Origin of the sequence: Enterococcus sp. ZJ1622, assembly GCF_011038845.1 — a bacterium.
Classification (GTDB): Bacteria; Bacillota; Bacilli; order Lactobacillales; family Enterococcaceae; genus Enterococcus_B.
In genome coordinates, this window is sequence record NZ_JAAKDW010000001.1 from 201,570 (window position 1) to 225,491 (window position 23,922).

Consider the following 23,922-nt stretch of genomic DNA (forward strand, 5'->3'; position numbering starts at 1 on the left):
CATCATAAGTTTATGACAGAGTCTATCCGTCTCTTTAGCAACGACAAATTTTCGTCAAATCATTATTACGGCCAAAGAAACGGCACTGTCAGAGCTAAGCTGTTCGAGTAAAATTGTAGTCTATTTCATGTGTTTCACTCGTGAAGAAATTTCTTTGTGACGTCCATGGACCATTGGGCGTGCTTGAGGATTACCAAGATACCCACATGTACGTTTTACGACATCACACGTCTTTGGATCATGGTTGCCGCACTCTGGGCATTCAAAACCGCGTTCTGTCGGTTTGAAATCTCCCTCGAAACCACATTCGTAGCAGTGATCGATCGGTGTATTCGTTCCTAAATACCCTACTTTGTCATATGCATAATCCCAGACAGCTTCCAGTGCTTTTGGATTTTGCTGCAGCATTGGATATTCACAGTAATGGATGAATCCACCGGAACAATATTTTGGATAATCTTTTTCAAAATCTAGTTTTTCGAATGGTGTCGGATTTTTGCGGACATCATAATGGAAACTATTGGTATAGTATTCTTTATCTGTAATGTTTTCGATCAGTCCGAATTTTTCGGTATCCAATCGGCAGAAACGATCTGTCAGACTTTCACTAGGGGTGGAATAGACACTGAAATGATAGCCGTATTCGTCTCCCCAGGCATCTGCGTTTGCTTTCAATTCTTTCACGATATCTAATGTGAATTCCTTTGCTTCAGGATTTGTTTCCCATTCACCGCCAAAGAAAGCAGATGCCACTTCGTATAAACCGATATAACCTAACGAGACAGTCGCACGACGATTTTTGAACAACTCATCGACAGCATCTGTCCGAGAGAGCCGTTTGCCAAAAGCGCCGTACATATATAAAATCGGTGCATTTGCTGGGATCGCTTCTTTACAGCGTTCCACGCGGTAGACCAAAGCATCTTTCATGATTGCCAAACGATCAGAGAGCAGTTCCCAGAATTTTTTCTGATCTCCTTTGGCTTCGATAGCGATACGTGGAAGATTCAATGTCACTACCCCTAGATTCATACGACCTACATTCACTTCTTGGCCGTTCTCATCTTTCCAGCCTTGAAGGAAGGAGCGGCAGCCCATTGGTACTTTGAAGCTTCCAGTCAGTTCCACGATTTTATCATAATTTAAAATATCAGGATACATCCGTTTTGTGGCACATTCCAATGCTAATTGTTTGATATCGTAATTAGGATCGGTCGGATTCAGGTTGACGCCGTTTTTCAAAGTAAAGATCAATTTAGGGAAAATCGCTGTACGTTTTTCGCTCCCTAATCCATTGATACGGATCTGCAGAATCGCTTTTTGGATCTCGCGTTCGAACCAGTTTTGACCAAGACCAAAACCAAGAGAAGTAAAAGGCGTTTGTCCATTTGATGTAAACAATGTATTGATCTCATATTCCAAGCTTTGCATCGCATCGAAAATATCTTTTTTTGTCTTTGCTTTCGCATATTCTTTTTGACGTTCAGGTGATTCGATCCATTCTTCGGCGTCTTTCAAATGTTTCTGATAATTTAATTCAGCAAAAGGTGCCAAAAGCTCATCTGTACGGTCAGCCGAACAGCCGCCGTATTGACTTGAGGCTACGTTTGCAATGATCTGTGAGATCTGCGCTGTAGCAGTTTGGATCGATTTAGGTGATTCGACTTCGGCATTTCCGATTTTGAATCCGTTGTTCAGCATGCCTTTAAAATCGATCAGGCAGCAGTTCGTCATCGGTGTATAGGGATGGTAATCCAAGTCATGGTAATGGATGTCTCCCTTTTGATGCGCGTTGGCAATATGAGGCGGCAGCATTTTCAAGCCAATCGATTTTCCAACGATACCGGCTGTCAAGTCACGCTGTGTATTGAATACGTTGCTGTCTTTATTCGCATTTTCATTGACGACTGTCTGATCTTTGTTGATCAGTTTTTCGATCGAGAAGTTGATGTCAGTTGCTTTGCTTCGCTGAAAATCGCGTCTTGTCCGATAATTGATGTATTCTTCTGCTAACGCATATTCATTTTTTTCAAGTAAGATATGCTCAACGATGTTTTGGATTTCATAAATTTTTACATTTTCTGCAAATCTGTTCTTGATTTCCTGGACAACGAGTTCTACGATTGTCTGGATCTTTTCATATGTGAGCGGAGAAAGAGTACCGTTGATTTTCTTTTCGGCTTTGATCAACGCTTCACCGATTTTTTGTGCATCGAAATCAACGTGTCGTCCATCACGTTTGATCACGGTGACAGGGATCTCCGATTGAAGCATCCGTACTGTTTTTTCTTCATAATTGAGGTTCATTTTAGTCAACTCCTGCTAAATTCTTCTTGTCTATCATAAAACAAAAAGAATGAAGGAGCAACCGAAAACCGGCATATATTGTATGCAGGAGGTTGCATATTTGCAAAAGTATACTATATATAGTGTATATTTCTTTGTGAAAAAAAGTGAAAACGTAAAAAAACAGGTTTTGCGATCTGTATATTTGTTTTTTGATGAATAAAATGATTGAATAAAAATTTTTTGCGTACTTGTTGATCGAAGGTGACAAAATCTAAAGAGAAAAAAATGAAAGAATATGCTACTATGCAATTAAGGAAATGCAATACGGGCAATAAAGGAAAAATCGGAAGGACGAGCAGAAGAAAGACAGGAGGAACGAATATGGAAAAGATGATCGAGGTAAAACATATCAGTAAAATCTACGGAAGCAGACTTTCTCCAGTCAAAGTTTTAGATAATATTTCTTTTGCTGTAGAAGAAGGCGAGTTTGTCGGGATCATGGGACCAAGCGGAGCTGGAAAGACTACGCTCATGAATATCTTGTCTACGATCAGTCTGCCGACGATGGGGAGCGTGTCGATCCAGGGAAAGGAAATCACTAAAATGAAAAACAGGGAATTGAGTGATTTCCGACGAAAAAAATTAGGATTCATCTTCCAGGAGTTCAATCTGGTCGATACCCTGAATGCAAAAGATAATATTTTGCTTCCGTTAGCTGTGGAACGTATTTCCAAAGAAGAGATGGAAAAAAGAGTCCTGCATGTGGCGCAGTTATTGAATATAGAAGAAATCTTGAAACGGTACCCTGATGAATTATCTGTCGGGCAACGTCAGCGGATCGCAGCAGCACGAGCATTAGTGATAAAACCAAAAGTGATTTTCGCTGACGAGCCGACTGGATCACTGGATTCAAAATCAGCAACGGAGTTATTGAATTATTTGTCGACCATGAATCAAAAAGAAAAAGCCACGGTCCTTTTAGTGACACATGATCCTTACACGGCAAGTTATTGTAATCGGATCTTGTTCATCAAAGATGGTGTCATTTTTTCAGAAGTCGTCAGACGAGGTTCCAGAAGTGAATTTTTTGAAAAAGTGATCGACATGCAGGCAACGATCGGAGGAGGCGGGAGAATCAATGCTTTATAAGCTGGCTGCAAAAAGTTTTTTACGCCAGTCCAGAGGGTATCTAGTTTATTTCTTGAGCTTGACGTTATCGGTGATGATCTATTATTCCTTCAGCGCGCTGACGTTCGATCAGACGCTTGTCAGAAGAGTGAATCAGGATAGTTCGTTGGATGGGACATTGAATCTTGGAGGATTGCTGATCAGTTTCGTTCTTCTCTTTTTCGTGTTCAGTGCGAATCGTTTTTTCTTGAAACGCAGGCAAAAAGAGATTGGGATTTATCAGCTGTTCGGAGTGAACAAAGTGCAGATTTCCGTGATCTATGTTCTGGAAACTTTGTTTATCGGTCTATTCGCCTGTACCTCTGGCATAGGATTAGGGATCATCTTCTCAAAACTTTTTTCGATGATTCTGGTCCGGATGATGAAAATGGATATCACTAGTCCGTTTTTTATTTCCGTTCCATCCATCAGGGAGACTTTATTTGCTTTTCTCATTATTTTGCTGGCGGTGTCCGTCTATTCGATCTGGAATATCTGGCGTTATCCGATGATCCGAAGCTTTGGTGAAAGGGAGCATATCGAAAGTTCATCTATGCGTATCCGGACACGTCATCGTCTGTTGGGCGTGTTAGGGATGCTGTTTCTTTCCAGCGGGTATTTTTGTGCGAGCCATTTTCGAGCCATCGTTTCATGGATCATCGAAAATGACATCAATTATTTATTTGTGGTTTTTCTTCCGCTGGTGATCCTGGGCTTATGCATAGTCGGGACGTATTTGTTCTTTTGCTATTCGATCCGACTAATCATCAATCTGTTTAGTAAATGGAAAATGAATTATAAAGGAATCAACTTTTTGATGATCGGGAATACGCAGATCCATCTTCTGAAAAGCTGGCGTACCAATTCGTTGATTACCGTAGTGATCGGTATAGCTTTGATGATGATCGGAGGTATGGCCTGCATTTCTACGATCATCATCCATCAGGCGCAATTGAATGCACCGATGGATTATCAATTGAGTACGGAGACAGCAGAAAAGATCAAACCGATCTTATCCGAAGAAAAACAGAAGATCACCAGTGAATTTGTGTTACATTACAAATTGACAGGGAGTATGTACCATTTGAATGGCAATCCTTCTGAGGCATATCTTGATTTTCAGCTGGCGAATATCATCTCGGAAAAAGAGTATCAACAGTTTCAGCGGTTGAATCCGAGACTTCCTAAAATCAGGCTGCAGACTGAAAACCATGCAGTTTTGCTCGATCAGATCCAAGGAGTGATCCGAAGAAATCCCATTTACGGGTCAACCATCGCCTTAGCGGATCAAGAAGAATTGACCATCCAATCGAAATTTCCTAACTATCTAGGAGATGAAGATCTTCGTTATATGGGGGTCACACTCATCGTCAATGACGACGTATTTAAAAAGACAAGTGGCTTGGAATATCAAATCGCGACTATGAACGTATCGGGCGGGGATAATGAAAGGATCACTGAGCGTCTTGATAAAGACTTGTCGATGAAGTGGTCGGATACGGTATATTATGAGTACAAGATGAGTGACGGAAGGCTAAGAGGCACAGTCACTATGAAAGCTCCGCTGGAAAAAGCAGAGGGATCAGCTGATTTCAATGGCGAAATGTCACGTTTCAACTTCTCGTCTCGTTATGTAACGATGCGGGCAGCGAACCGGCAAACGGGTATCGATATGTTTGTGACACTATTTGTTGGAATGATCGTGATCATTGCGACAGGGAGTATCCTGACTGTCCGGCAATTAGCAGAAGCAGAGGAAGAAAAGGGGAATTATCAGCTGTTGACGAAGCTTGGCATCCCTCAAAGAAGAGCGCGTCGGATGATTTTTGAGCAAAATGCGCTCACTTTCTTTCCGCCGATGTTCTTAGGGATCGCCCATGCTGTATTTGCCATCAATGTGTTCGCCCAGTATATCGAAACAGCAGATTACTGGATGGCCTATTTAGTCTGCGGCTTACTGATCATCGTCTATTTATTGTTCTATATCGTTACAAGCAAACTATATTGTCGGATCGTCGAAGAACAATTCTTTTCTTGAATCACCAAAAAAACAGATTTTCTTTTAGCGTAAAAGCTGATTGAAAATCTGTTTCTTTTTATTTTTATAAAGTCTTCGTATGAAAGAATCAGCTTCTCTGATTGATCGTAAGTGACAAAAGTGTTAGTGGAAAAACGCTTACTGTTAGTTTATTGAATGTCGCTCTTCTCCGAAGTTATGTACACTTTGGATGAGGTTTTAGTATGAGGTTTTACGAGGAGGAAGTTCCAATGAAAAAATGGTATTCAAATCCTCAATTCAACTATTGGGGAACATTTATTATTCGGACGATTTTTTATAGTGCAGTTTTGCTTATGCTGATCTACCTGTACCACTATAAGAATATCCAGGGAGGTTCTTTTATCTATAACGAGTTTTAGGAGGAAGAGAAATGACTATCAAAACAATCATTGAAACAATCGATGACTGGGGGAAAGATAAGCCAGATCGGATCGCCTATCAAAACAAGAAAGACAAGCATACGTATGGCGAATTAAAGCGATTCTCTGATTCGCTCGCCTGCTATTTGGAAGGACAGTCAATGGATCATGGACCAGTCGTTGTGTTTGGGAATCTGGAATTTGAGATGATCGCAGCTTTTCTAGGCGTCGTCAAATCTGGTCGTGCGTATCTGCCAATCGAAGAACATACCCCTAAAGAGCGTATTGAATCGATCCTTCGTGTGGCACAGCCTTCGATGATCATCAGTATCGGACAGTGGGTGGAAGAAGACCCGATCATCCCAGTAGTATCAAAGGAAGAGCTTCACGCGATTTTTGAGGACCGCGTAGCATCACGTCCGCAATCAGCAGTAAAAGAGGACGAAAACTTTTATATCATCTTTACTTCTGGGACGACAGGGGAACCTAAAGGGGTGCAGATCAGTCATGAGAATTTGAAGAGTTTTGTTCGATGGACATTGGAAGAATTCAAACTAGGTACTGGCAAACGTTTTTTAGCACAAGCACCATTTTCTTTTGATCTTTCCGTCTTTTCGATCTATCCGGCATTGCTGTCTGGTGGAAGCCTAGTGCCTTTGGAAAAATCAGTGATCCAAGATTTCCGTCAATTGTTTTCGGTGTTGCCGAAACTTGAGCTGGATGTATGGGTATCTACGCCCTCATTTATGGAAATCTGCTTGATGGAACCGACATTCGATGCGGCTCATGTCCCGGAATTAGCTACTTTCTTGTTCTGTGGTGAAGAATTGACCAAAAAAACAGCACAGGAACTGTTAAAAAGATTTCCGGATGCTGCGATCTACAATACGTACGGTCCGACTGAAGCAACGGTCGCTATTTCCAGTATACAGATCACTCCACAACTGCTAGATCAGTATGAACGGTTACCGATTGGATACATCAAGTCGGATACGAAAGTCCACATCGCCTATGAAGACAAAGACAGCTTGACAGATGGAACGGGCGAAATCATTATCTCTGGGCCGAGTGTGTCAAAAGGGTATCTGAATAACCCGGAAAAAACACAAGCTGCTTTCTTCGAACAAGCAGGGAAGCGAAGTTATCGTACGGGTGATGCAGGAAGAATGTCAGAAGATGGTTTACTGTTTTATGAGGGAAGAATCGATCAGCAGATCAAACTGCATGGATACAGGATCGAACTTGGTGATATCGAGCATTATCTATTGAAAGACGATCGGATCAAGCAAGCAGTTGTCGTGCCGAGATATCAGAAGACCAAAGTGCAGCAGCTCGTTGCATTTATCGTCTTGGAGAACAGTGAGATACAGCCTGACTTCAAGTTATCCAAATCGATCAAAGAAGTGCTTTCGCAGTATGTCATGGACTACATGATCCCGCAAAAAATCAATTATGCAGAGATGCTTCCACAAACTGTAAATGGGAAAATCGATCGCAAAAAATTACTTGCTGAGGTGAATGCGCGATGATAGTCCCTCACATGATCCCATATGCGGAACCCTTTTATTTTCTGCTTTTAGCAGTAGCGATGCTCCCGCTTGTTTTATCTTTGCTGATCCGTGGAAGACGGCTTTCTATTTATCAGACGGCAGTTACTCTGTTCTTCTTGTACGTCAGCTTTGGCGGTACTTACTGGCAGCAAGGACTAGCGCTGATCTGCTACGTGATTTGGCAAACAGTACTAGTCTGGGCATATTTCGTCTATCGGCAGAAAAAAAATCAGGGCATATGGTTCTATCTCGCTGTATTGCTTGCGATTTTGCCTTTAGTCTTGACAAAGATCACTCCGTTTGCTGAACACGGGAAAGATTCATTGTTTGCTTTTTTAGGTATTTCGTACTTGACGTTCAAATCCGTCCAAATGATCATGGAGATGCGCGATGGCTTGATCAAAACATACCAGCCGTTTCGATATATCCAGTTTTTGCTATTCTTTCCCACCATCTCTTCAGGACCGATCGATCGTTACCGGCGATTTGAAAAAGATCAATTGAATCCGCCAGAGCCTGGGCGATATGTCGAGATGCTTGGGAAAGGAGTCCAGCATATTTTTGTCGGCTTTCTCTACAAATTCATTATCGGTTATTATTTTGGACAGGTCCTCTTGCCCGTTGTCGGTAAGATGGCTTTACATCAAGGCGGGCTCTCATGGGCACTAGTTGGATACATGTATGTCTACAGTATGTACCTGTTCTTTGATTTTGCGGGGTATAGTTTATTTGCTGTAGGGACAAGTTATTTGATGGGATATGACACGCCAGTCAATTTCAACAAGCCCTTTTTGTCATGGAACATCAAAGAATTTTGGAATCGGTGGCACATGTCTCTGTCTTTTTGGTTCAGAGATTATGTGTATATGCGTCTGATGTTTTTCCTGATGAAGAAAAAAGTGATTAAGAGCAGGATCGTGATGTCGAATATCGGCTATTTCGCACTCTTTCTTTTGATGGGTGTCTGGCACGGTCTGACTTGGTATTACATCGTTTACGGATTATATCATGCATGTTTGATCTGTTTGACAGACGCGTGGATTCGCTTCAAGAAAAAACATAAGAAGCTGCCATCGAACTGGATGACACACGCGCTTTCTGTCTTTTTGACATTTCAAGCAGTATGCTTCAGCTTTTTGATTTTTTCAGGATTTTTAGATCAATTATTTTTCAGATAGGAGAGAATACGAATGGAAGAACAAATTTTAGCGATTTTAGAAGAAATCACAGGAACAGACGAAGTGAGAAAGAACCGGGAAATCGATTTATTCGAGGAAGGTTTGCTTGATTCTTTAGCTTCTGTCCAATTATTAGTTGAGTTGGATGGACAATTAGATATCCAGGTACCTGTATCAGAATTCGATCGGGAAAATTGGAATACACCAAACAAGATCATTGCACAAGCTGAAGAATTGAAGGGATGAGTATGAAAAAGAAGCTCTTTGCCATTTTCGGTCCGCTTATCCTGGCATTTGGGTTGCTGTTATTCTTTTTCACTTCTTCTTATCGTGTCAATCTCTGTGACCCTAAAATCCTGCAAAAAGCCTCTTCTTCTATGTCACAGAATGTCTTGAGAGGCGATGCGATAAAGAACAAAGCTTTGTCAGAAAAGCAGTATGTTCCGTTTTTTGGTTCGAGTGAATTGAGTAGGATCAGTCCATTCCATCCTTCTGTGCTGGCACAGAAATACAACCGAAACTATCGCCCATTCCTCTTGGGTGCTCCAGGGACCCAATCGTTGAGTCAATATATGATGATGCGTTCTGCAGGTGACGCACTTAAAAATAAAAAAGTGGTGTTCATCCTCTCACCGCAATGGTTCGTCAAAGAAGGTGTCAAAGAAGATTATTTCAATATGTATTATTCAGAGCTTCAAACTTTTGACTGGCTGTTCTCGCTAAAGAAGATAACTCCGGCTGATCGTTATTTAGCAAGACGGTTACTCTCTTTTCCAAAAGTCACGGAAAATGAAGAACTGAAAATGATCCTCGACACAGTCAAAGCCGGGCGGATGCCGAAAAAAGAGGAACTCGATTCCTTACGCGATAAGTGGAATCTGCTGAAAAGAGAAGATGAAATCTTCAGCAATATCGGTCTTCATGATAGACAAAAGGAAATCGATCGGGATGTCAAGGCGTTGCCTGCTCGATACCAGGAAGCTGAACTATCCGAACTAGCTAATGAAATCGGGAAAAAAGACACAACGAATAATTCTTTTGGTTTGAAAAACGGGTTTTATACGCATCGCATACGAAATCAGGTATCCAAACTGAAAGATTCCCAGAAGAATTGGGACTATCGCTTTTCTCCTGAATTTTCAGATTTCCAACTGGTCTTGCAGCAGTTAGCGAAGGAACACGCTGAAGTACTGTTCATCATCCCTCCTGTAAACGAAAAATGGAGCAACTATACAGGATTGTCCCAAGAGATGCTGCAGGAATTTGCGAAGAAGATCAAATTCCAGCTGAATCGTCAAGGATTCACGCAGGTAGCTGACTTTACTAAGAATGCAGGGACACCGTATTTTATGGAAGATACGATCCATTTAGGCTGGCAAGGCTGGCTTGCAGCAGATCAGCGGATCAAACCTTTCTTGGAACAAGAACAAAAGCCGAGCCATTATCAGCTAGATGATGCATTTTATAGCAAAGAATGGCAGCAGCAAAGACCAGAAAAGCTAAAATAGAGCGCACAAAAACGGGCTGGGGCTTAGGATTGCCCCAGCTTTTGCTATCTGCTGAGCGATAGCAAAAGCTTTTAGTATGCATGCTCTTTTTCAGCAAAAGAGTCAAGAGGATATTTTTATAAAAAGCAGAAAAGAAAAACGTTGGTGTCACTGAACATTCATCAAAAAGAATGGTATAATTTCACCATTACCAATGAAATGAGGGAAAGAATTTGGAGAAAAAAGAAGAGCAGCTGCTCATTGATTTGACAACGGCTAGAGGTGTGCCCGGAAACGAAGAAGAAGTGAGAAATGTTTTCAAAGATTATGCGAAGTCATTCGCAGACGATATTTTCTTTGATGGTTTGGGGAGTGTGATTGCCAAACATGGTGCTGGTGGCGGACCAAAAGTCTTTATTTCTGGCCACATGGATGAAGTAGGATTTATGGTTACGAAGATCACAGAAAAAGGATTTCTGGAATTCCAGACATTAGGCGGCTGGTGGGGCCAAGTCATGCTGGCGCAGCAAGTGGAGATCAAAACACAAGATGGGAAGATCATCCACGGAGTCATCGGTTCAAAACCGCCTCACGTATTGACTCCTGAAGTCCGCAACAAACCATACGCGATCAAAGACATGTTTATTGATATCGGCGCATCAAGCGATCAGGAAGCAAAAGAATGGGGCATCCGTCCAGGAGATATGGTCACTCCATACATCGAATATAAGCGAATGAACGGCAGCAAATTCCTGCTTGCTAAAGCATGGGACAATCGAATCGGTACTGCGGTCTCCTTGAGAGTGCTTGAAAATCTGTCGAAGGAAGAACATCCGAATGTATTATTTGCCGGAAGTGATGTTCAGGAGGAAGTCGGTCTGCGTGGCGCGCGTACAAGTACGCATCTGGTCAATCCAGACATTGCTTTTGCATTGGATACAGGAACTGCTGGGGATACGCCAGGGATGACCCCTAAAGAAGCAGATTCAGTATTAGGGAAAGGGCCGCAGATCCTGATTTTTGACGCATCGATGATCCCTCATAAAAAATTGTTGAATTTTGTCATCAATGTCGCTGAAGAATTGGAGATTCCTTTCCAATATACCGTCATTACAGGCGGAGGGACAGATGCAGGACAAATGCATCTGACAAGAGATGGTGTACCTTCTGTCGCAATCACTGTTCCAGTCCGTTATCTGCATTCGCACACATCGATCATCCATGAAGATGATTATTTGAACACGGTGAAGCTAGTGACTGAATTGGTGAAACGTCTTGACAGTGAAACAGTAGAAAAAATCCGGAGTTATGAATGATGGAGAATCGAGTGACTATTTCAGATTATCGTAAAAAAGCACGTGCTTCTTTGGAACATCAATGGGGAATGAATGCTTGGCTGGTCTTCCTTTCAATGCTAGTCGTTGGTGCGATCCAGTCAGTTTTCGATGGGGTGAGTCCTTTTTCGAGTGAGAGCAGTCAAGGGTCTATCTTAGCGTTTTTAGTGGAGCATTTGCTGCTGTTTGCTTTTACTTATGCATTGTTTTACATTGCATTGGTCGTGGTACGAGGCGGGAAAGCCCAGACTGGACAGTTACTGGCAGTTTTCCAACAAAAATATTTTGGATCGATACTTGTGATCAATCTGATCAGTACCTTCGTTACGTGGGCGATCAATTCGCTGATTCTACTGCCGATCTTTTTCATCGGCGGGATAAATACTTATACTCAGTTGCTTTTCAACTCGAATATGATTCCCGCGAATATAGCAGATTCAGAAGTACTGAACATCGGTTTTGTGTTGCTGATGCTAGCTGTAGCCTTTTTATCATTGCTGATTACGAGTATCGTTGGTGGCTTGTTCCAGTTTGCTGCATGGACAAAATTCGACTATCCTGACCTATCTGTCTTTCAATGTCTGAAGTACGCATGGTTTTTATTGAAAGGACGTATCGGTATCTATATCCTGTTGCAGCTGTCATTCATCGGCTGGTATCTGCTGGGAATGCTTGCATTGTTCATCGGTTTGTTATGGGTCATTGCCTATGTCAATGTAACGATCGCTGGTTTTTATGATCAGGCGCGGATCGAAAAGGGCAGTCCATACGAGTATTTTTCTTAGATTGTAAGCAGTTAACCCATTGGAATCCCAGAAGATGTGGTAGGATAGATTGTTGAGGAGGAATGGAACATGAAATTAACTGTTTTAGGCTGCTTAGGCGCATATCCTTACAAGCAACAAGGAACAACTAGTTATTTATTGCAGTCTGATGATTTCAATTTATTGATCGATGCAGGAAGTGCGACATTAGTCAAACTGCAGGAACATCTTGACCCGTTAGCGCTAGACGCAGTGATCTTGAGTCATTATCACCATGATCACATTGCAGATTTGGGTGTCCTTCAATACTATTGGCAATTGCATCCGGAAAAAGATCCAGAGGCCGTGCTGCCGATTTATGGGCACACGAGAGATGAGTTTCATTTTAGTGAATTGACGATACCTGGTGTATCAGAAGGCCACGGCTATTTTGAAGCGGAAGAATTGAAGATCGGCCCTTTTCTGATTACATTCATGGAAACGATCCATCCTGTGGTATGCTACGCGATGCGTATCGTGGAAGAGTCAACAGGGAAAGTACTGGTGTTTACTGGAGATTCAGGTTATCTGGAAAGCTTTGCTTCTTTTGCAAAAGAGGCGGACTTGTTTTTGGCAGACACCTATCTATTTGAAGGGAATGAACGGCATCGTGCACATTTTACTTCGAAAGAATCGGGCGAATTGGCAAAAGCTGCCAATGTCAAACAGCTTGTGTTGACCCATCTCCCTCAGTTTGGAGATTTAGAGCAGTTGAAAGAAGAAGCGCAAAGAGCAGCAGGAGCGGATATCCAAGTAGCACTTGCTGCCGTTGACAAAGTGTTTGAAATCTAGGAGGAATACGATGATTTTTGTACCGAATGAAAACCATGATCCAAGAATAAACTTGGCAATCGAACAATATTTGCTGCAAGAAATGCCTTTAGATGAACCAATCCTGCTTTTTTACATCAACGAACCATCGATCATCATCGGCAGAAACCAAAACACGATCGAAGAGATCAACCGTGACTATGTAGAAGAACATGGGATCCACGTTGTCCGTCGGTTAAGTGGTGGTGGTGCGGTGTACCACGACCTCGGCAACTTGAATTTCAGCTTTATCATGCCGGATGACGGTGATTCGTTCCGAGATTTTGCTAAAGTAACGAAACCGATCATCCAAGCATTACATGAGCTTGGCGTATCTGGTGCAGAGTTAAAAGGACGTAATGACTTGGTGATCGATGGGATGAAATTTTCTGGTAACGCGATGTACGCGACAAATGGCCGGATGTTCGCTCACGGAACGATCATGTTTGATTCAGATATCGATGAAGTAGTTCATGCGTTGAAAGTGAAAAAAGATAAAATCGAATCAAAAGGGATCAAATCGATCCGTTCACGTGTGACGAACATCAAGCCTTTTCTTCCTGAAGACAAGCAAGACATGACAACAGAAGAGTTTCGTCAAGATATTCTGTTGAAGATCTTTGGTGTGGAAACAGTTGATCAAGTAAAAACCTATGAATTGACAGAAAAAGACTGGGTAAAAATCAACGAGATCTCTGCTAATTATTACAGAAACTGGGAGTGGAACTACGGAAAGTCCCCTGATTTCAATTTTTCTCGCCAAAAACGTTTCCCTATCGGCTCGATCGAAGTCCATTTGAATGTATCAGAAGGTTTGATCGATGATGTCAAGATTTTCGGTGATTTCTTCGGATTAGGGAATATCTCAGACGTAGAACAGGCATTGATCGGCCAGAAATATGAGAAAGCTGCATTAGAACAAGCAGTAGAGAAAATCGATATCAAAAAATATTTTGGTGTGATCGAGCCGTCAGATCTGCTATCTTTGTTATATTGATAACAAGAAGGTCGTGACAGCGATGTTTTGACCTAGGTATTACAGAAGAACAACGGAAAATAGCTCCTCATATTTTTCGCCTGAGCGGACTTAGTGCCGCAGATGCAAGCTTTTGAACATCATTTCATCAAAAAAGGTTGTGACAAGATTTTGTCACAACCTTTTTTTGTGTGGATGGATCAAACCGACTAATCGATTTTTGAATAGTTACGTGACAGCTGGATCGTTATCCGATCGAATAGCTGATCTTTTTCCTGATTCAGTGTCCCAGCATACTTTTCTGCTACATCTTAAATCATCATTAGATCATATTGTTCCTGATCATCCAATTCTTCCGTGATCCCCCGAGTAAAAATATTGCTGTCATAATGAGCACTATGTTCACATTGGATCCACAGCTCCTCTTCTTTTTCGTGCATCGACAAGTAGATCTTTCGTTGCAAGGGATTCTCGATCGCATGTGTTTCTCTGAATGAATGTTCCAGTACATGGATCAGTAACTGTGCCAGATCATCATCTTTGACGTGGAGATGTTGCGGAAGATCCGCACAAAATTCTACTTGGATGTTTCGCTTAGCTGCGATTTCTCGATAGCGGGCCAAAATAAGATTTGTTAATTGATGACCAGAAATCGACGAGATCACTTCGAATTTTTGGGCGCCATCCAGCATTTTATGAAGATAATTCTGGGCTTCCGAATGATTGTTTTCATACATGAGCATTTCTAAATTTTCCATATCATGGATGAAATCAAGTCTTAATGTACTGATTTCTTGGATATGCTGGCGGAGCTGTTCGTAATGCTGTTCTAGCAGATCGGTTTTGATCTGTAAAAAATCAACTTGTTTCTGATGGTGATCGGAATTCATGATGTAATCGATGATATTATAACCGATGATCACGATCAGGATAATGATATAAAGAATGGTCGACCAGTTGATCGTTGTTTGATAAATACCAAGAGCAGACTGGATATAGATTAGACAATGGATGATCGCAATCAAGACGATCCATGGTGTACAGGCAACGAAAAAACGGTTATCTTTATACGCTTCACCGATACAGGCAAGGGAAGTGACCAGTGTACTGATGACACTAGTGATATTTGCAATCGGCATCAGTTCTGGAAGTTCATTTGGTGTCACTGCAGCGTAAACAAGTATACCAATAAAAACGGAAATCTGGACGAAGCAGAAGAGTCCGTACCACTTTTTGTAATAAATCATTTTAGAAAAGTAATAAGTAATGATAAAGACCGACGTCAGGATGATAAAGACATGTGATAAGAATGAATGAACGATCGGTTCGAACAATACTCCGCTTAAAATATCTTCCGAAACGGATTCAAGCCCCAGCGTTAAAGCAAAGCAGCTCAAGATAATCAAAGAATAGTCAAGTTTTTTTTGACTATACATAACGTAAATCGTATAGACTAGTATACCGATAGCTAGAAAAACGGCGATGACCATTGTAAGGACTTGTGGAACAGACTGAGAAAAAATAAAGCTGATCATCGGACCAGTCGTCCCGATGTAGACTTTTGGCGGTATACCGGAATAGTTTTCATAAGGCGATGATACCGTGATTTTCAGTTTTTTGCCGATATAGTTCGCAGGCAAATCAATGACCGCTAACGAGAGACCGGGATTCGTTTCTTTTTGCGTGTCTTTTCGCTGATATAAAAGAGTATCGCCTAAAGTGACAGTCAGCCATTGATGATTGCCTTTAATCAGGAGATTCGCCTCATCCAGATCCTTTTTCAATGTTGTTTCCATCACGAAAGTCTCATTTTTTCCGACCGTCGGGATATAGCTGATATATTTACTGTCAAACTTGAAATCAGGCTCGTCATAGGAGTAAAAAGCCCATGAATGCTTGAGTTCTTTCATTTGATTACTGTCTGCAGGTGAGAAGATAAAATAAAAGAAGTAAACGATGCCTGTTAAAAATAACAGTGATAATATAATGATAGAACTCCACTTCATTTTTATGGATAACGCTTCTTTTTTATTATGTATGTTATTAAAAAAAGACATATTATAGTATCCTTTCTAAATCGATTGGTTTTAGAGTAAACTTTTTTATTTCTTTCGTCAATTATTTATAAAAAAAGATTAATGAATAATGAGTTTTTAGACACAATCCTTTTTAAATAATAATTTATTCGTTTTTTTGTGTTTAAATTTGAAAAAAATAATTCGTTATTATATTATTAGGTAAAATATAAAGAGAACAGGAGGTGAAACCGGTGCCTACTTACAAAAAAATAACTTTTAATAGTTCGATTGCTTTGATCGTGTTTTTGAGCCTGACGCTACTAGTCGTTTTGCTCCCGCGTTTGTTTGGTCTGACACCATACATTATTGAGGATAAAGGAATGAGTCCATATTATGCACAGGGAAGTATGATTTATGTACGTCCGAAAAGTGCCGATGAGATCTTGGTCGGAGATGTCATTACATACTATGAAAATTCAGGGAAGAAAGTGACGACACGGCGCGTGACCGCAGTGGATAAAAATCAAAAAACTTTCTACACTAAAGCAGATGTAGATAACTATGCAGAGCCAGGGATCGTGAGAAAAAGAAATATCATCGGGAAACCGATTTTCCAGATTCCGTATATCGGACTGATTTTATCAAGGACGGCTTTTGTCTGGATCCGATGGCTGTTCTTAGTGATCGCTTTTTGTCTCACCGCAATCACTGCATGGAACACCTTTGAAGAATTCAAGAAAAGGAAAAAAGGGACACGAAGATTTTTGTAAACGTCTCTTGCTTGGTCTTGTAGATTCTTTCAGTTCTCCGTATAATGTGAGAGAAGAGGAGGAGAAGCATGCGTAACGAAATGATGCATCGTCCCGTCGTAAAAGAAGAATTATTAGCGTTTATGCGGACACAGCAAAAAAAACTGCCAGGTGAATTAGGAAAATTGGAGGAAGAAGCACACGAGGCCGGCGTCCCGGTCATTCCTCATGAAACTGTAGTTTTTTTGAAGTTTTTTCTAGGACAGCAAAAACCGAAACAAATTTTAGAAATCGGTGCAGCCATCGGTTTTTCCTCAAGTGTGATGGCAACGACCATCGAAGAAGCTGGGCATGTCACGACCATCGATCGTTTTGATGTGATGATCGAAAAAGCGAAAAAGACCTATGAACGCCTTGGGTTGACAGAAAAAGTCACGCTACTTGAAGGGCAAGCTGCAGATATCTTGCCCACATTGACTGGTCCATATGATTTTATTTTCATGGATAGTGCGAAATCAAAATATATTGAATTTCTGCCAGAGTGTCTGCGTTTGTTGAGAAAAGGCGGCGTACTCATGGTAGATGATATTTTCCAGGGAGGAACGATCCTGCTGCCAGACGAAGAGATCCCTCGTGGAAAGCGGGCGATCCATCGCAAATTGAATGAATTTCTTCAAGTAGTCATGGCACATCCTGATTTGACTTCAACGATCCTTCCATTAGGAGATGGCGTGATCATGATGACCAAAGAAGTAGATCAGATCAAGCTTTGATCCTATTCGCGCGAGAGGGTCCAAAAACAGAGAGGATCTCCAATAGACGATAAAAGAAGTGAGTGGACGAATAAGGGCTTCAGTCGATTCTAAGCGAGATAGCGTATCTAAATTTCAGTATTTGTCATTTAAATAACTATTTCGTATTGACAGAAGCCATTTGTTTCACTATAATTATTGATGTTCCGCTAGTTCTTGTCATAGTAGCTCAGCTGGATAGAGCATCCGCCTTCTAAGCGGACGGTCGGGGGTTCGAATCCCTCCTGTGACGTAAGCAAACCTCTAGAATTATATTTCTAGAGGTTTTTTTTGCATGATCGATTGCCTAAAAATGTTGAAACAAGACAAATGATTAATCGGAGAGAATGTTTTATAATAAAAAAATCAAAGCTGTCTATGAATGGCTTTGGTGAAGGAGGAAAAAATGACATTACTTTCAAAAGTGCTGATTACGTTAGTGGCCATCGAGTTTTTATATATCATGTATATCGAAACCTTTGCGACTACTTCAAAAACGACGAGTCGCGTCTTTAAGATGGAAAAAGAGGAGCTTGCACGTGATTCTGTCCAGACATTATTTAAAAATCAAGGAATATACAATGGATTGATTGGTCTCGGCCTATTATATGGAGCGTATCTTTCTTCTGCACCTAAGGAAATAACTGGTATGCTGCTGGTATATATTTTACTCGTTGCACTATACGGAAGTTTTACTAGCGATCGGATGATTATCGTCAAACAAGGAGGCATCGCTTTACTTGCAGGGATCTCGCTCTTTTTCTAACAGATGAAAAAATCAATGTTTTTTCATGAAATCTCTGAAAGGTTTGTGAAAAATATTACTTTCGACACGGATATATGGTATGCTAGTACTTGTCGAATTTTTCACAAAAAGGAGTTAAAAGGGTGTTCAAACAATTTATTTTTATGTTAAGAGAAGAATTTTCCGGGTATGATCTTTCTAAATTCCAAAAAGATCTACTGGCAGGAATCACGGTGGCAGCAGTAGCACTTCCATTAGCCTTGGCGTTCGGAGTTTCAAGTGGCGCAAATGCCGCTGCTGGTTTGATTACTGCAGTGATTGCGGGTATCGTTATCGGAGGCCTTTCAGGCGGATTCTACCAAATCTCGGGTCCAACTGGCGCGATGGCTGCTATTCTCATGTCGATCGCGGCGACACAAGGACTCCAAGGGGTCTTGCTCGCTACTTTCTTAGCTGGTTTTTTGTTGCTTGCGGCAGGGATCTTTCATTTAGGTACCTTGACTTCATTTATTCCTGCACCAGTGATTACTGGCTTTACCTCAGGGATTGCAATCATCATTGCTTTGGGACAAGTAGATAATTTATTTGGCGTACATTCTGAAGGCGCAACAGTGATCGAAAAACTCAGCAGTTATCAAAGTCTAGGTTTTTCAGTAAATATGCCAGCATTCATCATGGGTATTTTGGTGATCATCGGAATGCTGATCTATCCTAAAAAATGGGCAAAAAGAATGCCAAGTTCTTTAGTGGCCATCATTCTAGCGACGGTGTGCATGCTGATTTTCGATTTACCAATCGCCTCAGTAGGAAAAATCCCGCAAACGCTGATCAGCAGCGAACGGCTCTCGCTAGGTGATTTCAGTCTGTCAGCTATCCAGAAAGTGTTGGTTCCAGCCATAAGTATCACTTTGCTTGGAATGGTGGAAAGTTTGCTATGTGGGGCTTCCGCTGGTAGGATGTCCAATAAGGCGCTGGACAGCAACCAAGAACTAGTTGCACAAGGGATTGGGAATATCCTCCTGCCGTTTTTTGGAGGGATCCCTGCCACTGCAGCAATTGCTAGAACAAGTGTAGCAATCAAATCAGGGGCACAGACGAGACTTGCTGGTATGATCCATGCGGTCGTTCTGTTGCTTTCTATGCTAGTGCTTGCACCGATCATGTCACAAATTCCGATGCCTGCACTAGCAGGTGTGCTTATCGTCACTGCTTGGCGGATGAATGAATGGGAGACGATCCGAACCTTGTTTTCTAACAGATACTGGTCGGCGGTCTTGCTGTTTTTCCTTACAATGATCTGCACGGTCATCTTTGACTTGAGCATCGCAATTGTGATCGGGATCGTGGGTGGATGTATTTTCTTTGTGATAAAGAGTGCTGCGATCACTATTTCAGTAGAAACGATCGACTGGCAAAGAATGAATCTTCCAGAAACGGAAAAACTAAATAATTGGACGGTCGTCTACATCAGTGGACCATTGTTTTTCATGTCTTCAGAAAAGCTGAAGACCACATTAGCACAGCTGAACCAACATGATGGGATCATTTTCTCTATGCGTGGCGTACCAAGTATCGATTTGACGGCGCGTGCTGTATTCGATGATTTCCAAAAGAAAGCAGAAGAGAGAAACCAGAATGTGATCTACACTTCTATGCAGCCGGAAGTAGAAAAACAACTGCAGCATCTGTGGCAAAACGATCGGACGGAGCAGCATGCGACAGTTGCGCATGCTTTATCCGAATTGCATGCGAAATATGCGTAAGTAAATAGCTGAAAAAAACAGCGATAAAAGAATCAACCGACTTCTGATCTACCGGACCTCTCAGTCTGGCTAACAGAAGCCGGTTTTTATTTGCTTTTTGTGACATAATCATTTTATGAAGGTCTAGTTCTTTTGAAGGATCTCAGCTAATGTTTGCCAGTCATTCTGGATCAGCGGCCCTAGCGAACGATTGTAAAAAATGGCAGCAGGATGGAAAAGTGGAATGATCCGATAGTTCTCTTTCGACCATACATAGGCGTCTTTTTGTCCATTCAATCTCATGACAGGCCCTTCGTATAATTCCCCGTGATTTTTAGTCACTGTATAGTTCTTACCTAATAAGCGCTGTAATCCGATGTTCCCTAATGTGGCAATCAACTTTGGCTGGACGTGCATGAGCTCGTAATCCAAGATTGGTGCATGAGCAAAAACTTCAGAGGCAGTAGGCGTACGATTCGGATATGTGGTTTCAGTTTGATTGGTCCGCTTGTTTATTCGCTGGACTGTTCGATAAGGTCTGCTTCGCACGGCACTGGTGATATATACATCTTCGCGCGTCAGTCCAGCAAGGGCTAGAGAAGCCATCAATTCTTTGCCCGCTTGCCCGCTAAATGGAATGTGGTTTTCCACTTCTGTTTTCCCAGGAGCTTCACCGATCAGCATCAATTTGGGCTGAAGAGGTCCTTGGCCAGCAACGAATCCTTCGACAGGCTTGCCATTCATTCGGCGTAAAGCTTCTTTCACTAATTCATCTGGGTATTCCACAACGTATCATCTCCTTTGACACTTTATATTATAAAAAGAAAAACGAAGAATAGCGATCGATCTGTCTGGAAAGAAACTGCAGATTACAGTTGACGAACACCGATTAGTCTGGTAAGCTAGTACTGTTGTAATTGTGGACTCCACAGCTACAACCGCACAGAGCAAGTAGTAAGTACAGCAATTGCTGTCACTTGGGATGGCGAGTCTAAGTATATTATAAGGAGGTGCTTTATAGCATGTACGCAATTATTAAAACTGGTGGTAAACAAGTAAAAGTTGAAGTTGGACAAGCAATCTACGTTGAAAAACTTGACGTTGAAGCAGGCGAAAAAGTTGTATTTGACGAAGTTATCTTAGTAGGCGGCGAATCTACAAAAGTAGGCGCTCCAACAATTTCCGGTGCAACTGTTGAAGGTACTGTTGAAAAACACGGCAAACAAAAGAAAGTCGTTACTTTCAAATACAAACCTAAAAAACATTCACACCGCAAACAAGGTCACCGTCAACCATACACAAAAGTGGTTATCGACGCTATCAACGCTTAATCTGCGTTTGAGAAAGAAGGCCTGAATAATGATCAAAGGAACGTTTAAGCGAAATGACGCAGGTCAGATCGTTTCATTTACTTTGACCGGGCATGCGGATGCAGGTCCTTATGGAAGTGATATTGTTTGTGCAGGTGTTTCTGCATTAGCAATCAGCACAGTCAACGGGATCGCTTCATTAGCCGGTTTTGAACCTATTGTGGAAATGAATGAAGAAGAAGGCGGTTATCTTTATACCGAAGTCACTTCAGGAATGACACAAGAACAAAACAATATTGCCGAGATTCTATTAGAAAATCTCTTGTTGGGATTACAATCGATAGAAGCTGAAAATTCAGAATATATCCAAATAAAAACAATCAATGATAAATAGGAGGTGCAGACCATGTTGTTATCTATGAATCTACAATTATTCGCCCACAAAAAAGGTGGCGGTTCTACATCTAACGGCCGTGACTCAGAATCAAAACGTCTAGGCGCAAAACGTGCTGACGGACAAACTGTTACAGGTGGATCAATTCTTTACCGTCAACGCGGTACAAAAATCTATCCAGGTGTGAACGTAGGTATCGGCGGAGACGACACTTTGTTTGCTAAAGTTGACGGCGTTGTGCGTTTCGAACGTAAAGGCCGCGACAAAAAACAAGTATCTGTTTATCCAGTCGCTCAAGAAGCTTAATTAAAGAGCTTAATAACAATCAGCCTTATTCCTTTATTCAAAGGAGTAAGGCTTTTTTTTCGTGCAATAAGGAAAAGAAGATCCTTGGTATTCAGAGCTCCAATCGATTTTTTTCCTCTTGCGATTCCAGTAATTCCATAGTGTAATTCCAGATCTTGTGTTTATTTTCTGGGTTTAGCCGTGCATAGTTATAGATCATCGTTCTAGATAGATCGGATAATTCATCGAGGTTCAGCTGTTTATCCGGCAGATGCGTCCTGTCGTTTTTTAAAGTAGTAATGGCTTGTAGCGTTAAGGCCATGAATTGTTCGGTCTGTTCTTCTGACCATTCGATTGCTAGTGGATCTATTTCTTTGGCTAATAGTGCTTCACGTTGTTCACTGATTGTTTGATAGGAATCGGGCTGCTCGGACACACCCATGATATAAGCCACAGACACATTGAAATAATCAGCTATTTTTTTCCAGATTTCCTTGTTACGAGGTTCTCTTTTTCCGTTCTCATAGTTTGTTAAAGTACTTTGAGGAAGCTCTAAATCTTGCGCTAGTTTCGTGATCGTGAGCTCATGTTTTTGTCTCAGTGCTTTGATTCGATTCAATGATGTCCCTCTTTTCCGTAGTTATTGTCTATAGGATACCTTTTTTTCGGTGGAGTTTCAATAAAAATATCTCATTTTGAAATATTAAGTATTGTATTTCAAAATGAGATATCCTATAATTCGTGTACAGAGTATATTTCAATTTGAGATATAGATCTGCATCATTCAGCATTTGAACAGAGAAAAAAGGGGGCAAAAAGGTGGAACTGAATTTTGATCACCAGCAAACGAAGAAAAATGTGACAGTTTTTTTGAAACATGCAAATAAAGTACGGGTGCTTTACTACTCCTCACTAGCACTGAAATCTCACAGCAGATATTCGGATACACCGGTCTATGCACAAGGACAGCATTCTGAACAAGTAGCGAAAGCCGCATTGTTACGAATAGAGGCACAAGAGGAGTGGGCAGAGATCGAAACAGCATTGGAGCTGATGGAGCCGGAAAATAAATTATTGATCGCCAAAAAATATCTGACTTCCGACAAACTATCGGATACGAATGTTTATACCACTCTCAATCTTTCTTCCAGCCACTTTTATCGAAAATTGGACAAAGCACTGATCGAATTTGCTTTTTGCTATCGTGGCGGAGAATTAGTCGCATGGGAATAAAAGATTCAGTGTCCGCTTTTTCTTTTTATGTGCAAAATGTTGGAACAAAAAAAGCGAAGGGAGGAAATGTGATGGTTGCCGAATTGAATATTCGCCAAGACCGTTTTTTGAAAGCATTGCTTGAGACACCGAGTGTTGCCAAAGCCTGTGAGCTTGCCGGGATCAATAAGAAAACCGGTTATAAATACTTGAAAGATGAATATTTTATGACAGCTTACAGGGAACTAAGACGTGAATTGATGCAGCAAGCGACAGCGAAACTGCAAAAAATCTCACAAGAAGCTGTCGAAGTATTGAGAGAAATCATGAATGACAATGAAACAACGCCGAGTTCGCGCGTCCAATCGGCTAAAGCTGTTTTGGAGATCTCGTACCGTTCCATCGAGCTAGAAGATATTCAGGAACAAATCGATGAGTTGAACAAAATAGTCGCAATGAAAGAATAAGTGTTTCGATAAAGGAAGGAAAATGGGCACACGTCAGTTAAAAAAAGAACTAATAAAATTGAAAAAACAACATCATACAAGGTACGAAGAAAGAAAATCATTGGACACAACCCAAGAATTGCTTAGTAGATTTATGGACGAATCTGGAAAAAAATGGAAAAGATCCCAAAGAGGGAAAAAGAAAGAAGGAATTTAAA

At 41.3% G+C, this 23,922-nt stretch carries 24 protein-coding genes, 1 tRNA gene, 1 pseudogene and 1 other annotated feature; of the genes and pseudogenes, 22 read left to right on the forward strand and 4 right to left on the reverse strand.

Translation table 11 applies throughout. The annotated features are described in order from the left end of the window. Positions 1-120 precede the first annotated feature (120 nt). On the reverse strand, positions 121-2,307 hold the full coding sequence (gene nrdD, locus G7Y42_RS01020; protein ID WP_165003029.1) for an anaerobic ribonucleoside-triphosphate reductase: 2,187 nt from the start codon (positions 2,305-2,307) through the stop codon (positions 121-123). A 363-nt stretch (positions 2,308-2,670) separates the two neighbouring features. On the opposite strand from nrdD, the gene G7Y42_RS01025 reads away from it, so the two are divergent. The 11 genes from G7Y42_RS01025 to G7Y42_RS01075 all read left to right on the forward strand — a co-directional run bounded on the left by G7Y42_RS01025 (position 2,671) and on the right by G7Y42_RS01075 (position 14,033). Continuing rightward, complete coding sequence (locus G7Y42_RS01025; RefSeq protein WP_165003031.1) at positions 2,671-3,438, forward strand: ABC transporter ATP-binding protein; 768 nt, start codon at positions 2,671-2,673, stop codon at positions 3,436-3,438. Continuing rightward, on the forward strand, positions 3,428-5,494 hold the full coding sequence (locus G7Y42_RS01030) for an ABC transporter permease (protein ID WP_165003033.1): 2,067 nt from the start codon (positions 3,428-3,430) through the stop codon (positions 5,492-5,494). Before G7Y42_RS01025 ends, G7Y42_RS01030 begins: the two co-directional genes overlap by 11 nt. Positions 5,495-5,724: 230 nt before the next feature. Continuing rightward, positions 5,725-5,874, forward strand: a complete 150-nt coding sequence (locus G7Y42_RS01035; RefSeq protein WP_165003035.1) for a teichoic acid D-Ala incorporation-associated protein DltX — start codon at positions 5,725-5,727, stop codon at positions 5,872-5,874. 11 nt (positions 5,875-5,885) lie between these two features. Next, positions 5,886-7,403 carry a D-alanine--poly(phosphoribitol) ligase subunit DltA gene (gene dltA, locus G7Y42_RS01040; RefSeq protein ID WP_165003037.1) on the forward strand — a complete coding sequence of 506 codons (1,518 nt, stop codon included), beginning with the start codon at positions 5,886-5,888 and terminating at the stop codon, positions 7,401-7,403. After that, positions 7,400-8,602 carry a D-alanyl-lipoteichoic acid biosynthesis protein DltB gene (gene dltB / locus G7Y42_RS01045; protein ID WP_165003039.1) on the forward strand — a complete coding sequence of 401 codons (1,203 nt, stop codon included), beginning with the start codon at positions 7,400-7,402 and terminating at the stop codon, positions 8,600-8,602. The genes dltA and dltB overlap by 4 nt, the downstream gene beginning before the upstream one ends. 12 nt (positions 8,603-8,614) lie before the next feature. Further along, a complete protein-coding gene (gene dltC / locus G7Y42_RS01050) occupies positions 8,615-8,848 on the forward strand; it encodes a D-alanine--poly(phosphoribitol) ligase subunit DltC (protein ID WP_165003041.1) in 234 nt (77 codons plus the stop codon). Between the two features lie 2 nt (positions 8,849-8,850). Next, positions 8,851-10,110 (forward strand): D-alanyl-lipoteichoic acid biosynthesis protein DltD, encoded by a 1,260-nt coding sequence (gene dltD, locus G7Y42_RS01055; RefSeq protein WP_165003043.1) that lies wholly within the window; start codon positions 8,851-8,853, stop codon positions 10,108-10,110. A 212-nt stretch (positions 10,111-10,322) separates the two neighbouring features. Further along, positions 10,323-11,405, forward strand: coding sequence for a M42 family metallopeptidase (locus tag G7Y42_RS01060; RefSeq protein ID WP_165003045.1), 1,083 nt, complete (start codon positions 10,323-10,325; stop codon positions 11,403-11,405). Beyond that, positions 11,405-12,208, forward strand: coding sequence for a DUF975 family protein (locus tag G7Y42_RS01065; protein WP_165003362.1), 804 nt, complete (start codon positions 11,405-11,407; stop codon positions 12,206-12,208). The genes G7Y42_RS01060 and G7Y42_RS01065 overlap by 1 nt, the downstream gene beginning before the upstream one ends. 69 nt (positions 12,209-12,277) lie before the next feature. Next, positions 12,278-13,018 carry an MBL fold metallo-hydrolase gene (locus G7Y42_RS01070; protein WP_165003047.1) on the forward strand — a complete coding sequence of 247 codons (741 nt, stop codon included), beginning with the start codon at positions 12,278-12,280 and terminating at the stop codon, positions 13,016-13,018. A gap of 10 nt (positions 13,019-13,028) precedes the next feature. Next, positions 13,029-14,033: a lipoate--protein ligase gene (locus tag G7Y42_RS01075; RefSeq protein ID WP_165003048.1), complete on the forward strand. Its 1,005-nt coding sequence runs from the start codon at positions 13,029-13,031 to the stop codon at positions 14,031-14,033. Positions 14,034-14,221: 188 nt separating this feature from the next. Here the strand turns inward: G7Y42_RS01075 and G7Y42_RS01080 are convergent. After that, positions 14,222-16,069 (reverse strand): annotated as a pseudogene (locus tag G7Y42_RS01080) (hypothetical protein). Positions 16,070-16,281: 212 nt separating this feature from the next. On the opposite strand from G7Y42_RS01080, the gene G7Y42_RS01085 reads away from it, so the two are divergent. The 5 genes from G7Y42_RS01085 to G7Y42_RS01105 all read left to right on the forward strand — a co-directional run bounded on the left by G7Y42_RS01085 (position 16,282) and on the right by G7Y42_RS01105 (position 20,078). After that, entirely contained in the window at positions 16,282-16,800 is a 519-nt protein-coding gene (locus G7Y42_RS01085) for a signal peptidase I (protein ID WP_165003050.1), read from the forward strand. A gap of 68 nt (positions 16,801-16,868) precedes the next feature. Then, positions 16,869-17,552 (forward strand): O-methyltransferase, encoded by a 684-nt coding sequence (locus G7Y42_RS01090; RefSeq protein WP_165003052.1) that lies wholly within the window; start codon positions 16,869-16,871, stop codon positions 17,550-17,552. A 197-nt stretch (positions 17,553-17,749) separates the two neighbouring features. Continuing rightward, positions 17,750-17,823 (forward strand) — tRNA-Arg (locus G7Y42_RS01095). A 153-nt stretch (positions 17,824-17,976) separates the two neighbouring features. Next, positions 17,977-18,336, forward strand: coding sequence for a DUF1304 domain-containing protein (locus G7Y42_RS01100; protein WP_165003054.1), 360 nt, complete (start codon positions 17,977-17,979; stop codon positions 18,334-18,336). 122 nt (positions 18,337-18,458) lie between these two features. Continuing rightward, the gene (locus tag G7Y42_RS01105) at positions 18,459-20,078 is read left to right on the forward strand and encodes a SulP family inorganic anion transporter (protein WP_165003056.1); all 1,620 of its coding nucleotides are present in this window, start codon (positions 18,459-18,461) and stop codon (positions 20,076-20,078) included. 123 nt (positions 20,079-20,201) lie between these two features. Here G7Y42_RS01105 and G7Y42_RS01110 read toward each other — a convergent pair whose 3' ends face one another. Further along, positions 20,202-20,843, reverse strand: a complete 642-nt coding sequence (locus tag G7Y42_RS01110; RefSeq protein ID WP_165003059.1) for a uracil-DNA glycosylase — start codon at positions 20,841-20,843, stop codon at positions 20,202-20,204. A 140-nt stretch (positions 20,844-20,983) separates the two neighbouring features. Further along, positions 20,984-21,060: a sequence feature (ribosomal protein L21 leader region), on the forward strand. A 19-nt stretch (positions 21,061-21,079) separates the two neighbouring features. On the opposite strand from G7Y42_RS01110, the gene rplU reads away from it, so the two are divergent. Genes rplU through rpmA form a run of 3 tightly spaced genes read left to right on the forward strand, consistent with a single transcriptional unit; the run spans position 21,080 to position 22,067 of the window. Beyond that, positions 21,080-21,388, forward strand: a complete 309-nt coding sequence (gene rplU / locus G7Y42_RS01115) for a 50S ribosomal protein L21 (RefSeq protein ID WP_071856305.1) — start codon at positions 21,080-21,082, stop codon at positions 21,386-21,388. Between the two features lie 28 nt (positions 21,389-21,416). Beyond that, entirely contained in the window at positions 21,417-21,761 is a 345-nt protein-coding gene (locus G7Y42_RS01120; protein ID WP_002289451.1) for a ribosomal-processing cysteine protease Prp, read from the forward strand. Positions 21,762-21,773: 12 nt separating this feature from the next. Then, the gene (gene rpmA, locus G7Y42_RS01125) at positions 21,774-22,067 is read left to right on the forward strand and encodes a 50S ribosomal protein L27 (RefSeq protein WP_010751514.1); all 294 of its coding nucleotides are present in this window, start codon (positions 21,774-21,776) and stop codon (positions 22,065-22,067) included. A gap of 91 nt (positions 22,068-22,158) precedes the next feature. Here the strand turns inward: rpmA and G7Y42_RS01130 are convergent, their stop codons facing one another. Further along, the gene (locus tag G7Y42_RS01130; RefSeq protein ID WP_165003061.1) at positions 22,159-22,665 is read right to left on the reverse strand and encodes a helix-turn-helix transcriptional regulator; all 507 of its coding nucleotides are present in this window, start codon (positions 22,663-22,665) and stop codon (positions 22,159-22,161) included. 200 nt (positions 22,666-22,865) lie between these two features. Here G7Y42_RS01130 and G7Y42_RS01135 point away from each other — a divergent pair, with 200 nt between their 5' ends. Genes G7Y42_RS01135 through G7Y42_RS01145 form a run of 3 tightly spaced genes read left to right on the forward strand, consistent with a single transcriptional unit; the run spans position 22,866 to position 23,921 of the window. Beyond that, positions 22,866-23,279, forward strand: coding sequence for an ArpU family phage packaging/lysis transcriptional regulator (locus G7Y42_RS01135; protein ID WP_165003063.1), 414 nt, complete (start codon positions 22,866-22,868; stop codon positions 23,277-23,279). Further along, positions 23,270-23,725 carry a phage replication protein gene (locus tag G7Y42_RS01140; protein WP_241161889.1) on the forward strand — a complete coding sequence of 152 codons (456 nt, stop codon included), beginning with the start codon at positions 23,270-23,272 and terminating at the stop codon, positions 23,723-23,725. The genes G7Y42_RS01135 and G7Y42_RS01140 overlap by 10 nt, the downstream gene beginning before the upstream one ends. Positions 23,726-23,747: 22 nt before the next feature. Continuing rightward, complete coding sequence (locus G7Y42_RS01145) at positions 23,748-23,921, forward strand: hypothetical protein (protein WP_165003065.1); 174 nt, start codon at positions 23,748-23,750, stop codon at positions 23,919-23,921. Position 23,922 lies beyond the last annotated feature (1 nt).